This is a genomic window from Actinoallomurus sp. NPDC050550 (assembly GCF_040655075.1).
In the GTDB taxonomy this organism is placed as follows: Bacteria; Actinomycetota; Actinomycetes; order Streptosporangiales; family Streptosporangiaceae; genus Actinoallomurus.
The window spans coordinates 226,166-241,274 of sequence record NZ_JBFAJC010000005.1; the positions used below are offsets into that span (position 1 = coordinate 226,166).

Annotated in this window: 16 protein-coding genes; 1 reads left to right on the top strand and 15 read right to left on the bottom strand. The window is 71.5% G+C overall.

From position 1 onward, the window contains the following. Positions 1–119: 119 nt before the first annotated feature. From AB0I04_RS09415 to AB0I04_RS09475, 13 genes are all read right to left on the bottom strand, one after another. On the bottom strand, positions 120–830 hold the full coding sequence (locus AB0I04_RS09415; protein ID WP_360881443.1) for an ABC transporter ATP-binding protein: 711 nt from the start codon (positions 828–830) through the stop codon (positions 120–122). Beyond that, positions 814–1,623, bottom strand: coding sequence for an ABC transporter ATP-binding protein (locus tag AB0I04_RS09420; protein ID WP_360881445.1), 810 nt, complete (start codon positions 1,621–1,623; stop codon positions 814–816). The genes AB0I04_RS09415 and AB0I04_RS09420 overlap by 17 nt, the downstream gene beginning before the upstream one ends. Further along, complete coding sequence (locus AB0I04_RS09425) at positions 1,623–2,663, bottom strand: branched-chain amino acid ABC transporter permease (RefSeq protein ID WP_360881447.1); 1,041 nt, start codon at positions 2,661–2,663, stop codon at positions 1,623–1,625. Before AB0I04_RS09425 ends, AB0I04_RS09420 begins: the two co-directional genes overlap by 1 nt. Then, positions 2,660–3,553, bottom strand: a complete 894-nt coding sequence (locus tag AB0I04_RS09430; RefSeq protein WP_345430649.1) for a branched-chain amino acid ABC transporter permease — start codon at positions 3,551–3,553, stop codon at positions 2,660–2,662. Before AB0I04_RS09430 ends, AB0I04_RS09425 begins: the two co-directional genes overlap by 4 nt. Positions 3,554–3,563: 10 nt before the next feature. Beyond that, positions 3,564–4,715 (bottom strand): branched-chain amino acid ABC transporter substrate-binding protein, encoded by a 1,152-nt coding sequence (locus AB0I04_RS09435; RefSeq protein WP_360881450.1) that lies wholly within the window; start codon positions 4,713–4,715, stop codon positions 3,564–3,566. 93 nt (positions 4,716–4,808) lie between these two features. Further along, the gene (locus AB0I04_RS09440) at positions 4,809–5,813 is read right to left on the bottom strand and encodes a 4-hydroxyproline epimerase (protein WP_360881452.1); all 1,005 of its coding nucleotides are present in this window, start codon (positions 5,811–5,813) and stop codon (positions 4,809–4,811) included. Then, positions 5,806–6,702 (bottom strand): dihydrodipicolinate synthase family protein, encoded by an 897-nt coding sequence (locus AB0I04_RS09445; RefSeq protein ID WP_360881454.1) that lies wholly within the window; start codon positions 6,700–6,702, stop codon positions 5,806–5,808. The genes AB0I04_RS09440 and AB0I04_RS09445 overlap by 8 nt, the downstream gene beginning before the upstream one ends. A 130-nt stretch (positions 6,703–6,832) precedes the next feature. Next, a complete protein-coding gene (locus AB0I04_RS09450; protein ID WP_360881456.1) occupies positions 6,833–8,326 on the bottom strand; it encodes an FAD-dependent oxidoreductase in 1,494 nt (497 codons plus the stop codon). Next, positions 8,319–8,570 carry a (2Fe-2S)-binding protein gene (locus tag AB0I04_RS09455; RefSeq protein ID WP_360881458.1) on the bottom strand — a complete coding sequence of 84 codons (252 nt, stop codon included), beginning with the start codon at positions 8,568–8,570 and terminating at the stop codon, positions 8,319–8,321. Before AB0I04_RS09455 ends, AB0I04_RS09450 begins: the two co-directional genes overlap by 8 nt. Before the next feature lie 172 nt (positions 8,571–8,742). Further along, positions 8,743–9,942, bottom strand: coding sequence for an FAD-binding oxidoreductase (locus AB0I04_RS09460; protein WP_360881460.1), 1,200 nt, complete (start codon positions 9,940–9,942; stop codon positions 8,743–8,745). A gap of 24 nt (positions 9,943–9,966) precedes the next feature. Next, on the bottom strand, positions 9,967–10,296 hold the full coding sequence (locus AB0I04_RS09465) for an L-rhamnose mutarotase (RefSeq protein WP_360881462.1): 330 nt from the start codon (positions 10,294–10,296) through the stop codon (positions 9,967–9,969). 123 nt (positions 10,297–10,419) lie between these two features. Further along, positions 10,420–11,121 carry a hypothetical protein gene (locus AB0I04_RS09470; RefSeq protein WP_360881464.1) on the bottom strand — a complete coding sequence of 234 codons (702 nt, stop codon included), beginning with the start codon at positions 11,119–11,121 and terminating at the stop codon, positions 10,420–10,422. 116 nt (positions 11,122–11,237) lie between these two features. Further along, positions 11,238–12,101, bottom strand: a complete 864-nt coding sequence (locus AB0I04_RS09475; protein ID WP_360881466.1) for a hypothetical protein — start codon at positions 12,099–12,101, stop codon at positions 11,238–11,240. 381 nt (positions 12,102–12,482) lie between these two features. On the opposite strand from AB0I04_RS09475, the gene AB0I04_RS09480 reads away from it, so the two are divergent. Beyond that, the gene (locus AB0I04_RS09480) at positions 12,483–13,736 is read left to right on the top strand and encodes a hypothetical protein (protein WP_360881468.1); all 1,254 of its coding nucleotides are present in this window, start codon (positions 12,483–12,485) and stop codon (positions 13,734–13,736) included. Between the two features lie 8 nt (positions 13,737–13,744). On the opposite strand, the gene AB0I04_RS09485 is transcribed toward AB0I04_RS09480, so the two are convergent. Beyond that, on the bottom strand, positions 13,745–14,443 hold the full coding sequence (locus AB0I04_RS09485; RefSeq protein ID WP_360881470.1) for a dienelactone hydrolase family protein: 699 nt from the start codon (positions 14,441–14,443) through the stop codon (positions 13,745–13,747). Between the two features lie 76 nt (positions 14,444–14,519). Further along, positions 14,520–15,092 carry a winged helix-turn-helix domain-containing protein gene (locus AB0I04_RS09490; protein WP_360881472.1) on the bottom strand — a complete coding sequence of 191 codons (573 nt, stop codon included), beginning with the start codon at positions 15,090–15,092 and terminating at the stop codon, positions 14,520–14,522. Positions 15,093–15,109: the final 17 nt, after the last annotated feature.

The window sequence follows — 15,109 nt, forward strand, 5'->3', positions numbered from 1 at the left end:
CACCCGCTCGTCACCGCCAGCCCACACCTCACCACCGCACGACGGCACCCGCTCACCTCCGCGGAGTCGCGGCCGGCTCGGGCGAGCCGGCCGCGACTCCGCGGCGCGCGGGGAGGGACTCACGTGACGCCGCCGAGGTAGGCCTCGACCACGCGCGAGTCGGCGGCCAGGTCGGCCGCAGGCCCGTCGAGGACGCAGCGGCCGTTCTCGATCACATAACCGCGATGGGCGATCTTCAGTGCGGCCTTGGCGTTCTGCTCGACGAGCAGCACCGACGTGCCGGCCTCGTTGATGTCGCGGATGACGTCCATCACCGCCGCGACGATCAGCGGTGCCAGCCCCATCGACGGCTCGTCGAGCATGAGCAGCCGGGGGCCGGCGACGAGCGCGCGGCCGATGGCGAGCATCTGCTGCTCGCCGCCGGACAGGGTGCCGCCGTGCTGGTCGCGCCGCTCGGCCAGTTTGGGCAGCAGGGCGTACGACCGGTCGACGCGACTGGCCAATTCCTTGGCGTCGCGCACGAGGTAGCCGCCGAGCAGCAGGTTCTCGTGCACGGTCAGGGTGCTGAAGATCCGGCGGCCCTCCGGGACGTGCACCAGACCCCGGCCGACGATCTTGGGCGCGGATTCGCGGGTGATGTCCGCGCCCTCGTACGCGATCCGCCCGGCGCCCGGCCGGACGAGGCCGGAGACGGCCGACAGCGTCGTCGTCTTGCCGGCGCCGTTGTTGCCCAGCAGTGCGACGATCTCGCCCTCGCCTACCGTGAGCGACAGCCCGCGCAGGGCCTGGACCCCGCCGTAGCTCACCTCCAGGTCACTCACCTCGAGCACCGCCGACCTCCTCTCTCGCCGCTTCGACCTCCGCCTCGTCGGCGTCCCGGCCGAGGTACGCCTCGATCACCGCCGGATCGCCCCGGACCTCCGCGGGCGGCCCGTCGGCGATCTCCTTGCCGAAGTTGAGCACGACCACCCGGTCGGAGACCTCCATGACCAGGCCCATGTCGTGCTCGATCAGCGCGATCGCGATACCGAGTTCGCGGATCCGCCGGATCAGGTCGAGCAGTTCGGCCTTCTCGCCGTGGTTCAGGCCGGCGGCGGGCTCGTCGAGCAGCAGCAGCTTCGGGCGCCGGGCCAGCGCGCGGGCGATCTCGACCCGGCGCTGCTCACCGTACGGCAGGTTCCGGACGAGGCCGGCCCGGTCGCCGCGCAGCGAAACGAAGTCGAGCCACTTGTTCGCCTCCTCGGTGCCCTCCCGCTCGCTCCGGCGGTACCGGGGCGTGTGCAGCAGCGCGTCCACGACCCGCTGCCGCAGCCACAGGTGTGTGCCGGCGCGTACGTTGTCCAGCACGGACATCTCGCCGAACACCCGCAGGTTCTGGAACGTCCGCGAGACGCCCTTTCCGGCGATCAGCGACGGCCGCCGCCCGGTGACGTCCGCGCCGTCGATCCGGATGCGGCCCGCCGTGGGCTTGTAGAACCCGGTGACGCAGTTGAACGCCGACGTCTTGCCCGCGCCGTTCGGGCCGATCACCGAGACGATCTCGCCCGCGCCGACCTGGAAACTGAGCCCGTCCACGGCGAGCACGCCGCCGAAGGACAGCCGCAGGTCCTCGACTTCCAGCATCACCGCTCCCTCGATCGATGGGGCCACAGGCCCTGCGGCCGGGCGATCATAACGATGATCAGCAGGACGCCGAAGGCGAAGAACCGGTAGTCGGCCAGGCCGCGCAGCACCTCCGGCAGGATGCTGATCACGACCGCGCCGAGTACCACGCCGGGCGTCGAGCCCATGCCGCCGAGCACGACCGCCATCAGCACGAGCGCCGACTGCAGGAACGTGAAGCTCGCCGGGGAGATCGCCGACAGCTGCGCGGCGAACAGGACGCCGGCCAGGCCGCCCCAGACCGCGCCCGCGATGTAGGCGGCGAGCTTCACCTTGTAGGTGTTGATGCCCATCGCCTCGGCGGCGTCCTCGTCCTCGCGGACGAACCGCCAGGCCCGGCCGATGCGGGACCGGCCGAGCCGAGCGGCGAGCAGCACCGCCACGGCGACGATGACCAGCACGGCATAGTAGAAGACCACCGGGTCGGACGTCGCGTCGCCGAACAGGCCGGGGATGCCGTAGATGCCGGACGGGCCGCCGGTGATGCTCAGGTTGTTGGCGGTGATCCGGATGATCTCCCCGAAGCCGAGCGTCACGATCGCCAGGTAGTCGCTGCGCAGCCGCAGCGTAGGCCCGCCGATGATGACGCCCGCGAGCACCGTCACGACGATCACCGCCGGGACGGTCGCCAGCAGCGGCAGCTTCAGCTCGGTGGACAGCACACCGCTGGTGTAGGCGCCGACCGCGAAGAACGCGGCGTACCCGAGGTCCAGCAGGCCGCAGTAGCCGACGACGATGTTCAGCCCGACCGCGAGCATGACGAACACGACCGCGCTGGTCATCACGTCCATCGCGTACGGCGTGGCGATGATGAACGGCGCGAGCAGCCCGAGCGCCAGGCCCGCCCAGCCGAGGTGGCGGCTCTCCAGGAACCGCGTGACGAACGTCGGACCCCGGCCCTTCACCGGCTTGACCGGCGGGTCCTGCACGGTGGCGCCGTTACCCGCGCCCACACCGGCTCCGTTGCCCGCGCTCACACCCGTTCCCTCGCCCGCGCTCATACGCGCTCCGTCACGCGTTCGCCGAGCAGGCCGGTGGGCCGCACGGTCAGGAACAGGATCAGGAAGCCGAACGCGAAGACGTCGCGCCACTGCCCGCCGACGAAGTGGGTGCCGAACGACTCCAGCAGGCCGAGCAGGAGGCCGCCGAGCATCGTGCCCGGGATGTTGCCGATGCCGCCGATGACGGCCGCGGTGAACGCCTTGAGCCCGATGATGAAGCCCATCAGGAAGTCGATCTTGCCGTAGTAGCCGCCGGCCATGACGCCCGCCGCCCCGGCGAGCGCCGAGCCGATGAAGAACGTCCGCGAGATGACCTTGTCGACGTCGATGCCCATGAGCAGGCACGCCTTCGGGTCGAGGGCGATCGCCCGCATGGCGCGGCCCTGGCGGGTCCGGGTGATCAGGACGTTCAGCGCGACCATGAGGACGACGGAGACCGCCATCAGTGCGATCTGCTGCCAGGTGACACGCGCGCCCAGGACGTTCAGCGAGGTGCCGTCCAGCCGGACCGGATAGACCTTGGGGTTCGGGCCGGCGACGATGCGGGTGCCGTACTCCAGCGCGAACGACGCGCCGACCGCGGTGATCAGCAGGGACAGCCGGGGCGCGCCGCGCAGCGGGCGGTAGGCGATCCGCTCGATGACGACACCGGACAGGCCGGTCGCCACCATCGTGAGGATCAGCACGACGAACAGGGCGACGAGCGAGGAGGACTTCACCAGCCCGCCCATCGCCCCGAGCATCGCGAACCCGCCGAACGCGCCGAGCATGTACAGGTCGCCGTGGGCGAAGTTGAGCAGCTTGATGATGCCGTACACCATGCTGTAGCCCAGCGCGACCAGAGCGTAGAACGAGCCGACGAACAGGCCGTTCCAGATCAGCTGTGACATTGACGCGGGCCTACTTCAGCGCGTCCTGGAGAACGAACTTACCGTTCTTGACGACGAGGATCACGAAGCCGCCGCTGGACAGGGTGTGCCGCGGGGTGAACTTCAGCGGGCCGGAGAACAGCTGCAGCCCGTCGATGCCCTCCAGCGCCGTCACCAGCTTGTCGCCGTCGATGCTGCCGGCCTTCTTGATGGCCTCGGCCGCGACGCGCACCGCGTCGTAGGACTGGGTGGAGTACGGTCCGGGCTCGGCGCCGAACTTCTGCTTGTAGCTGCTGATCCAGTTCTCCGCGCCCTGGATGGTGTCCGGGGTCTGGGTCATCGTGGCGTACGCGCCCTCGGCGGCCGTCCCGCCGGCGATCTTGACGAGCTTGGCGTCCACCGCGCCGTCGCCGACCATGAACTTGCCCTTGTACCCGGCCTGCCGCAGCTGGCGGAGGATCAGGCCGCCCTCCTGGTAGTAGCCGGTCCAGTAGATGAAGTCCGGGTTCGAGTGCAGCACGTTGGTGATGTTCGCGGAGTAGTCGGACTCACCGGGCGTGACCGCCTCCAGCGTCGCCTTGTCCGGGCCGCCGGGCTTGTCGAGCTCGGCGGCGGTGCGCACCGCGATGTCCTTGGAGTACGAGGTGTTGTCGTGCATGAGCGCGACCTTCTTGGCGCCGCTCTTGGTCAGCCACGCCATCGCGGCGGCGGCCTGCTGGTCGCCGGTGCCGTTGACGAAGAACACGTGCTTCAGCTTCTGGTCGACCAGCTCGGTGGAGTTCGCCGCCGGGATGATCATGGGGATCTTGCGGCGGTCGAAGACCGGCAGCGTGGGCAGGGTCGCGCCCGAACAGTAGCCGCCGACCGAGACCGCGACGTTCGCGGCGACCAGCTTGTTCGCGGCGGCGACCGCGGTCTTCGGGTCGCACGCGTCGTCCTCGGCGCGCAGCTGCAGCTTGCGGCCGATCACGCCACCCTTCGCGTTGATCTCGTCGATCGCCATCTGGGCGCCGTTCTTCATGTACGGGCCGATGTCGGCGCTGCTGCCGGACAGGGGGATGTCCATCCCGAGCAGGATGGGGCCCTTGTCCTTCTTACTGTCACCGCCGAGCACACCCTGGCCGCAGGCCGAAACGGCGAGAGCGGTCGCCGCCAGCGCGACGCCGAGAGTTGCTTTTCTCATGGGGATCTCCGAATAGCGACGGGGTAGGGAGAGATGGCGGCGCGGCCGGATGGCCGCGCCGCGTCGGGGACGGTCGGTGTCAGGAGCGGGGGGTCACAGGAGGAACCCCTCGGGGAATGGGTCGTCGGGGTCGAGGAAGTACTGCGCGGTGCCGGTCACCCAGGCCCGGCCGGTGATCGTCGGCACGATCGCGGCCCGCGAGCCGGCGACGGTCGTCTCCTCGGCGATCCGGCCGATGAACCGGCTGCCGATGAACGACTCGTTGACGAAGTCCTGGCCGGGTGCCAGCTCGCCGCGCGCGTGCAGCTGAGCGAGCCGGGCCGAGGTGCCCGTGCCGCACGGCGAGCGATCGAACCAGCCGGGGTGGATCGCCATCGCGTGCCGGGAGTGCTTCGCGTCCGAGCCCGGCGCGACGAACTGCACGTGGTGGCAGCCGGCGATGTCGGGGTTCTCCGGGTGCACCGGCCGACGCTGCTCGTTGATCGCGTCCATCATCGCCAGTCCGGCGGTGAGGATGTCGTTCTTGCGGGCCCGCTCGAACGGCAGCCCGACCCGCTCGATCGGCAGGATCGCGTAGAAGTTGCCGCCGTAGGCCATGTCGTACGTGACGGGACCGATCCCCGGCACCTCGACGGTCTGGTCCAGGGCGTCGGCGAACGACGGGACGTTCTGGATCGTCACGCTCTTCGCCGCGCCGTCGCGCACCGCGACCTCGGCGACGACGAGCCCGGCGGGCGTGTCGAGCCGGATCGTCGTGACCGGCTCGGTGACCGGCACCATCCCGGTCTCCACCAGCACGGTGGCGACGCCGATCGTGCCGTGCCCGCACATCGGCAGGCAGCCGGAGACCTCGATGAACAGCACGCCGTAGTCGGCGTCCGGCCGCGTCGGCGGCTGCAGGATCGCGCCGCTCATCGACGCGTGCCCGCGCGGCTCGTACATCAGCAGCGTGCGGATGTGGTCGAGGTGCTCCATGAAGTGCGCGCGCCGCTCGAACATCGTCGCACCCGGGATGACGCCGACCCCGCCCGTGATGACGCGGGTCGGCATCCCCTCGGTGTGCGAGTCCACGGCGTGGAACACGTGCTTGCTACGCATTGGTCTCCAGGTGCGCGGCGGCCTCCGTGGCGGCCCGCACGATCGCGGCATGCTCCTCGGTCAGCGGCAGGCGGGGCGGGCGGCACGGCCCGCCGTACCCGCCCATGACGTCCATGGACAGCTTGATGGCCTGCACGAACTCGGTCCGGGAGTCCCAGCGCAGCAGCGGGTGCAGCGCGCGGTAGAGCGGCAGCGCCCGGTCCAGGTCGCCGGCGACCGCCGCCCGGTACAGCGCGACGCTCGCCTTCGGCAGGGCGTTCGGGTACCCGGCGATCCAGCCCTTGGCGCCGGCGATGGCCAGCTCCAGCAGCACGTCGTCCGCGCCGATCAGCAGGTCGAGCTCGGGCGCGAGCTCGGCGAGCCGGTAGGCGCGGCGCACGTCGCCGCTGAACTCCTTGACCGCGACGATGTGCCCGGCCTCGTGCAGCCCGGCCAGCATCTCCGGGGTCAGGTCCACCTTGGTGTCGTACGGGTTGTTGTACGCGACGATCGGCAGGCCGGCCTTGGCCACGTCGGCGTAGTGCTCCTCGACGATCCGGTCGTCGGCGCGGTAGGCGTTCGGCGGGAGCAGCAGGGCCGCGCCCGCGCCCGCCTCGGCGGCCTGCTCGGCCCAGCGCCGCGACTCGGCCGAGCCGTACGCCGCGACGCCCGGGACGACCCGGTCCCCGCCGACCGCCTCCACGGCGGTCCGTACGACCCGCTCCCGCTCGTCGTCGGTAAGGTTCTGGTACTCACCGAGCGAGCCGTTGGGGCACACGCCGTCGCAACCGGCGTCGACGAGCGCGCGGACGTGCTCGGCGTACCGGTCGAAGTCGACCGACAGGTCCTCTCGCAGCGGCAGCGCGGTGGCGACCAGGATGCCATGCCAGGGCTTACGGTGGGCGATCATGCGGTTCTCCCTGATGAGATGTGACATTTCACGTTGTGCTGAGCGTGGCCGTCAAGATGTCCCCGGACTCGTGATACGTCCGTTATGCCGGGTTAATCGGATGGTTCCCGCGCGGCGCCGGGCGGCACCCTCAGGACTGGCGGTCCGTGACGTCGCCGGGCCGTACGGGCGGATCCTCCGCAGCGTCGCGGGGAGACACGGACTCCTCCCCCGCGAGATCGCGCGGGCGTACCGGCGGATCCTCCGCAGCGCCGTGCGGAGACGCGGACCGATCGTCGGCGAGGTCGCGGAGGCGTACGGGCTGGGCGATCGGCCGTCGCGCCGCGGCGAGCAGATCGTCCGGGCCCGGCGACCGGCCGCAGGCCGTGGCGGCGAGCCAGGAGGTCGCGTAGCCGCAGACCCGGCCCTGGCACCACCCCATGCCCGCGCGGCTGAGCAGCTTGGCCGACCGCGGATCGGTGGCCCCCAGCCCGGCCGCTTCGGCGAGCCGCCCGCAGGTCACCTCCTCGCAGCGGCAGACGAGCGTGTCGTCGTCCAGGCGGCCCATCCATCCCGGGCGGACCGGGTACGCCTCGTGCATGGCCTCGGCGAACGCCCGCAGCCGCCGCCGTTTCGCCAGCAGGCGGCTCACGTGGGCCGGGTCCGGCGCGACCCCGCCCGCCGCCTCGGCGACCCCGAGCCCGGCCAGTTCTCCCTCGACGAGCGACAGCTGCGCGCCGCCGACCCCGGTGGTCTCCCCTGCCGCGTACACGCCGGGCACGCTCGTGCGCTGGGCGACGTCGACCTCGACCACCGGGCTGCCGTCGGCGTCCATGCGGGTGGCGCAGCCGAGCTGCAGTGGGATCTCCAGCTGCGGGGTGAAGCCGTAGCCGACCGCGACCGTGTCGCAGGCGATGACCCGCTCGTCCACCGGAGCCCAGTCCCGGTCGAGCCGGGCGACGGTGACCGCCTCGACCCGACCGTCCCCGTGCGCCGCGACCACGGCGTGCCCGGTGCGGTACGGGATCCGGTGCCGCGCCAGCGCGGCCGCGTAGCCCGCGCCCTCCCATGCCTTGCCCGGATTCCGGGCGAGGTGACGGGCGAAGCCGTACGGCCGGTTGCTCTCGAAGACGCCCACGACCGTGGCGCCCGCCCCGGCCAGGCCGGTCGCGACGGGGAACAGGAACGGCCCGGTGCCCGCCACGACGATCCGCTCGCCCGCCGTGACGCGGTCGCCCTTGAGCAGGGCCTGCGCACCGCCCGCGGTGAGGACGCCCGGCAGGTCCCAGCCGGGGAACGGCAGCGAACGGTCGTACGCTCCGGTGGCGACGATCACCGATCGCGCGTCGATCCGTACCGGCCGCTCGTCGCGGTCCCCCGCGAGGGCGTGCACGGTGAAGCCGTCCTCGACGTGCCAGACCCGGTGGCTCGGCAGGTAGGTCAGCCGGTCGAGCGCGTCGCGCAACCGGACGAACGCGTCCCAGCCGTGGTGGAGGCCGCCCGTCTCGGCCGCGTGGTGCCGGTAGTACTGCCCGCCGGGGCGCCGCCCGGCGTCGACGAGCGCGACGTCCAGCCCGGCCGTCGCCGCCGTCACCGCCGCGGCCAGGCCCGCCGGGCCAGCCCCGATCACCACGACGTCACGCATCGGGACCACCGCCCTCGACGACGTCGCCGGACCGCGCCTCGACCATGCAGGCTCGAAGGGACCGACGGCCGTTGACGGTGATCAGGCAGTCGAAGCACACGCCGATCCCGCAGAACAGCCCGCGCGGCCGCTCGTCGAACCGCGTCGTCCGCCAGGACCGGATCCCGGCGGCGGTCAGGGCTGCGCCGATGCTCTGGCCCGGCTCGAACGGCACGGACCGTCCCTCGAAGAGGATCTCACTCATGAGGCCTCCTTCCTCGCCCAACCAACCTGTTCTTCCCGACCAACCGCCCCCGACCGACCTCCCGGGCTAGCCCGACCAACCTGTTCTTCCCGACCAACCGGCCCCGGCCGGCCTCCCGGCGTCGGAGGAGTGGCCAGGCACGCTGTGCTTTCGATTCGCTCGCTCCGCTCACTCATGCGTGCTCCGGAAAACGGTCGGGGCGGAACGGTCCCAGGTCGAGGTCGGGCCGCGCGCCGGTCAGGGACTGGGCGATCAGGTGACCGGTCGCCGCGGCCAGGCCGATTCCGGCGCCCTCGTGGCCACAGGCATGTATGAGGCCCTCGGCGCGCGGGTCCGGTCCGATGACCGGCAGGTGGTCGGGGCAGTACGGCCGGAACCCGCAGTAGGCGCGGATGGCCGCGACGTCTCCGAGCACCGGGAACAGCCGGATCGCCTGGCGGGCGAGCCGCCGCAGGGCCGGCAGCGACAGCGTCCGGTCGAACCCCACGCGTTCGCGGCTGGCGCCGATCAGGATCGTGCCGGACGGGGTGCCCTCGACGACCGCGGACGACTCGAGTCCCTCGTCGTCGCTGGCGACGTTCGCGACGTACTCGGCCGCGTACACCTTGTGCCGGATCAGCGGCGGCAGCGGCTCGGTGACGAGGATGAACCCCCGGCGCGGCAGGATCGGCACGTGCGCCCCGGCGAGGGCGGCCACCTCCCCGCCCCACGTCCCGGCCGCGTTCACGACCGCCCCGGCGGCGAGATCCCCGCGGTCCGTGCGCACCCCGGTGACCCGGTCGCCGTCTCGCAGCATCCCGGTCACGGTGACGCCCGTACGGACCTCGGCCTTCGACGCGCGCAGCAGGTGCGCGGCGGCCAGCATCGGCTGGACCTGCGTGTCCTGCGGATAGAACATGCCGCCGGCCAGGTCCGGGGCCAGCTGCGGCTCGTAGCCGGGAAGGTCGGCGGCCGGCACGGAGTCCACGTCGACACCCGCAGCCCGCTGGCGCACCGCCAGCTCCGCCAACCCGGCGACGCCCTTCTCGGTCTCCGCGACCACGAGCCCGCCTTTGGCCTCGTACTCGAAGGCCGCGCCGAGCCCGTCCCGGGCGGCCAGCTCCGCCCACAGCGCCGAGGAGAGCAGCGCGAGATCGAGCTCCGGGCCCGGCTCCTTGTCGGAGACGAGGAGGTTGCCCTCGCCCGCGCCGGTGGTGCCGCCGGCCACCGCGCCGCGCTCGACGACGGTCACGCTCAGCCCGGCCCGCGCGGCGTAGTACGCACAGGCGGCGCCGACGACGCCGCCGCCTACGATCACCACGTCAGTGCTGCTCACGGGCAGTAAAATGTCACATTGTTCGTGAACGCACAAGAGTCCGCGGACACGACTCACGGGAGAAGGCCGGACACCTCTCCCCTACGGTCCGTCATCGTGGAAGACCTCCTCCAACGGCGCCCACCACTCTCCTTCGGCCGCAGACTCGACCGGCTCCTGGCACGGATCGGTCAGCTGCCACCACCGCCGCGTGGTCTCGTCCTCGGCGAGCCGCGCGAGGTCCGCGGCCAGGTCTTCGCCGTCGTACTCGTAGTAACTGAACAGCAGTCCATCCCGGAGGAAGATCGAGTAGTTGCCGATATGGGCACGGTGCAGTGCGGCCAGCACGTCCGGCCACACGGCCGCGTGCAGCGCCCGGTACTCCTCTTCCTTCTCCGGCCGCAGCCGGATGACGGTGGCCACTCGCCTCATCGGCGCTCCTCGCTCTCGTGGGGTGACATCTGTCGTCCAGACGGTCGTACTGCGGCGCGCCCGTTCGGCCGGCCGGCGGTTCTCGTCGCGCGGATCCACCTGGGCGACCGGCTCAGAAGTCCGTCAGGCCGCGTGGTGCACGAGGCGACCGAGCGGCACCAGCAGCACCATGAGGATGACGACGTCGAACACCATCGCCGACATGTGGGCGCGGATCCAGTACCGCCGGCTACCGGCACCACGCAGCAGCCGGAATGAGGACCGGTGCACGGAGTAGCTCTTGATCGAGCAGAGCGCCAGTCCGAGGATCGCCCCGACGGTCGCGTAGGTCCCGACCGCGTCGGTGACCTTCATGCCGGTCGGGAGCGGATCCCGGGCGACGGACAGGAACCCCAGCAACGTCGCCCACAGTGCGGTGACCCCGGTCCGGGCCAGCGCCACTTCCAGCAGTTCGCCGGCGGTCGCGTCGTCGCGGAAGCGCTCCCCGAGGCTCATGGCGCGCAGCTCCGCGACGACCAGGGCCCGCGCGAAGACCCAGACCGCGACGCCGCCGAACAGGGTCGTCGCGTCGGCCAGCCACCACGGCGGGTCGGATTCGACCCAGACCCGCTCGGCATCGGGCCAGGCCAAGAGGAACAGGCTGAGCGCCGCGACGAGGACGATGTACGGCGCTCGGCGCGCATCGCCGTCGGCGGCCGGGGCACCGGCGTCCGGGGTCGGGCGGCCGGGCTTCGGCCTGTCCGCGGCCTTCGGAGCGGTGGCGGTCGAGGTGGCGCCGCCCGGTCCTGCACGGCGGCGCCGTCGCGACCGTCCCCCCACGGACATCCCCTCCCGAACTCCTCCAAGCCGGGGACCAACCTATCGGGATCATGCCCGTCACGAACGGGATCGAGCCGCGACGGGGTCCTCCGCCGCGCGGAGGACCCCACCGCGAAGTCACGCTAGGCGCGGGAGGCCCTGTAGTTCCGGAACAGCAGGTGGGTGTCGATGATGTCGGAGGACGCGCTCTTGATCGACCGGTAGATCCCCCACTTGGGCCGGACGTAGTCGCCCTGGTCGGGGATGTTGACGTTGGACAGGCTGCCGTCGGCCACGACGGGCGCGCCGGAGCCGGTACCGTTGCGGGCCACGAACCGGGCCTTACCCTTCGAGCCGATCGTGAACGTCCACTCGATGGTGATCCACTTGTCGCGCAGCGGGGACAGGTCGGTCGCGGCGATGTCCGGCGCTCCCGACGTGCTGTACGCGCGGGCCCGGAACTTCTCGGTGCTGCCGCTTCGGCTCAGGTCCAGCGTGATCCAGGGCCCGCCGTTCGTGGCCGGCGTCTTGAGCTGGAAGATGTGCGTGAACTTGCTGGTGCCGTGCAGTGTGGACGGCATGTACATCTCGTACGAGATGGTCCAGGTCTCGCCGTTCTTCATCTTGAGGGCCTTGCCGTTGGACACCATGCCCTTGGACTCGGTCCGCTGCCGGTCGTTGTCGCCGGTGCTGTCCAGATCGTCCTTGTAGATGTCGAACCGGTAGTGGTCTCCCTCGACGTAGACGTACTTGCGGCCCGGGTGCTTGCCGGCGCGGTCGGCCTCGATGCCCTCGAACGCGTTCAGACCGTCAGTGGCCGGGTTCGGCGACCAGAGCACCTGCGCGGCGGCCGCCTTGGCGCCGAGCGCCTGGCTGTCGGCCGTCAGGCCACCGGCCGAGGCCGAGGCGCATCCGGTGAGCGCGATCGGCGCGGCCATGGCGGCGACGGCGAGCGAGCCGAGCACGCGCCGGCGTTGGTTCCGGAGAGATGCTGAGCGATCGGTCACGGAGACTCCTTCGCTGGTGCGCGAGGCGGGTGAGGTACGCCGCCACGCGACGGGGCGGGGGACCCCGAGCCGCGCGGTGAACGGCCGACTCAGGGCGTGTGCGCCCATGCAATCATCGGAGGAGTCTTCTATCAACAAGGTTTCCTAAAAAAGGACGATCACTCGCGCGAACTCTCCCACGAACGATGGATGCGCACGCTAGATCGCAGTAGATGCTCCGTTCCGTGACGCTTGCGACCGGGCACGAGGACCGTATCGTCGCCTAGGAGAATGCGTTGTCGAAAAACGATACATCGGATGTTTACGGCCACTACCTTTACAATGTAGATCAATATCACTTAGGGCATTCAGTCGATCACTCTTCGCTGTTATTCTGATCCGGTGACCTCCGAACCCCCCTCGGGCCGACACGCACCCGGCGACTTCGACCTCACCCATGACATCGCCGGCGAGCCGTCGTCGGCCCTGGTCGAGCAATGGCGGCGAAGCGGCGGGACCGCCGCTGACGCGCGGCGCCTCCTGAGCGGGTACGCGATCGAGGGCTACAGCGTCGTGTCGGACTCGGCGGGGCTGACCCGGCTCAGCGAGCGGCTGACGCTCCTCGAGGTGCTCGCGCTCATCGACCGCCCCAAGCGGATCCTGCACGCGTACGGCAGGGCCGTCGGCGGCCGGGCGGTCGGGGTGTGGGCCGCCGACAACGGCCAGATGTTCCATCCGGCCGAGACCGGTGCCGCGACGGTGCTGTCCGCCCTGCTGACCGTCCAGGACGAGATCCGGCGCCACTGCCAGGTCCGGATCGGCATCGGCGCCCATCACGGGACCTTCAGCGCGCTGTCCGGCGGCCTGTACGGCGCGGCGGCCGACGCGATCGAGGACCTCGCGGAGAACCACGTCGACGGCGGCGAGATCGCCGTGACGGAGGCGGTCGCCGATCGGCTCCCGGCCGGGCACCCCTTCGTCCTGCGGCGTAAGGACGCGCCGGCCCATCCGCTCGGCGCTGTCCATCAGGTGCTCGACGGACCGCGCCTGGACGACGTGCGGCCGGCGGATCGCGAGCGATACCCCATCCCCTACTCCCCCGACCTGCACGCCGACCTGCTCCGGCTGGAGAAGCGCCCCGGAGACGCCGCGCTCCTGGCGGAGCTCACCGCCCGCCACCTCCGCGAGGGGACGATCGTCCTGGCCGAGCGCGGCGGCGTCCCGGCGGAGACGCCCGACGTCGCGCTGCTGCGCGGGCTGTCCCGGTCCGCGCTGATGAAGGAGACGGGCCTGCGGCTGCTGCCCCCGCGCGGCGCCATCGAGATCAAGGTCGCCGGCCCGCTGGCGATCTATCTCTTCGACGAGCCGCAGCCGGCGGTGTGCTTCGCGCTGCGGCTACGCGCCACCCTGGCCGACCACGACATCGTCTCCCGGATCGGCGTGGACACCGGGCCGGTACTGACCGGAGAGACTCCCGGCGGCGGCCGGGACATCGCCGGCGCGCCGATCAACGTCGCGTCGAAGATGGCCCAGGACCTCGGCCGGCCCGGCCACGTCTACCTCAGCGACGCCCTGCGCGAGCACACCGGCCTGGCGTCCTTCGTCCCAATCGAGAAGGTCGTCTCGGGAGTGCGCATCCGCTTCTTCGAGGGATGAGCCACGGCTCAGCGCAGGTGGCGGGCGAGGAAGTCCTCGGCGCGACGCCAGGCGCGGGCGGCCGGCTCGGCGTCGTAGAACATCGGCGCCTTACGGTTGTGGAAGGCGTGCCCCGCCTGCTCCTCGACGTGGATCTCGACGTCGGGCCGGTCCGCGACGGCGGACTCGATCCGGGCGACCTCCGCGCGTGGGATGTACGGGTCGCTGCCGCCGAAGTGCAGCTGCAGCGGCCGCTCGATGGAGTCCAGGAGGGCGAGCTGTTCCGGCACGGCGGAGCCGTAGAAGGACACGACGGCCGCCGCGGTGCCGCGCGCGGCGAGGGCGAAGGCGATCGAGCCACCGAGGCAGAACCCGACGATCCCCACCGGGCCGTCCACGTCGGGAAGGCCGGCGAGGTGGTCGAGGGCGGCGGCCGCGTCGGCCGCGCCCTGTTCGGCGTCGAAGCGCTGGGCCAGCTCGAGCGACTCCTTGAGGCCCGTCTCGTCGTGCCGGGCACGCCAGCCGGGCCGCATCCGCCAGAACAGATCCGGTGCGGCGGCGACGTATCCCAGCCGGGCGAGATCCTCGGCGACCGCCTCGATGTAGTCACTGACCCCGAAGATCTCCTGAATGATCAGGACTCCGGGCCCGGTGCCGCCTTCGGGCAGCCAGACGTTCAGGTCGAACGCACCGCCGGGAACCGTCACCTGATCGACACGTGAAGTCACGGCGCCCAGCGTAGATCACGCCGAGCCGTTCCGGTCCCGGCGGGCGGCGGCCCGAGCCGGACGGCGCAGCGGTGGCTCAGCGCGACGCCGAGCCGTCGGCGGCCCGACGCTCCTCGGGCGGCCGGTAGCAGTAGCCGACCCGCCGTACGGTCACCAGGCGCCTGCCGTGCCGGCCGAGCTTGCGGCGCAGCCGATGGACGTGGACGTCGACCGTTCGCGGGACGACCACGCCCGCGCCTTCCCAGACGGCGTTCATCAGATGAAAACGGGTGAACACCTTTCCCGGTCGCGCCGTCAGGTAGTCCAGCAGCTCGAACTCCTGGAACGTCAGCGGCACCTCCGTCCCGTCCACCCAGACTCGCCTGGCGTCGCGCTCGACCACCACGTCGTCGGGCTCCTCTTCGGGACGCTCCCGGCTCACCGTCGGCCACCCGGGCGCCTTGAAGGCCACCGTCGGCGTCCCGGCGTCCGCCGCCGGCAGGAGATGCGCCGTGATCACCATCACCTGGCCCGTCTCGGGGATCGGGATCACCTCGAGCAGGCCGCCCGGCGGCACCTCGCCGCCGATCGCCGGGAGCACGTCGCCGAGCCCGCACTGATCGTCGTCCTGGAGGCCGGGGTCGAGCTTCGCAACCTGAAGTCGTGACATCGACTGACTTCCTTCGT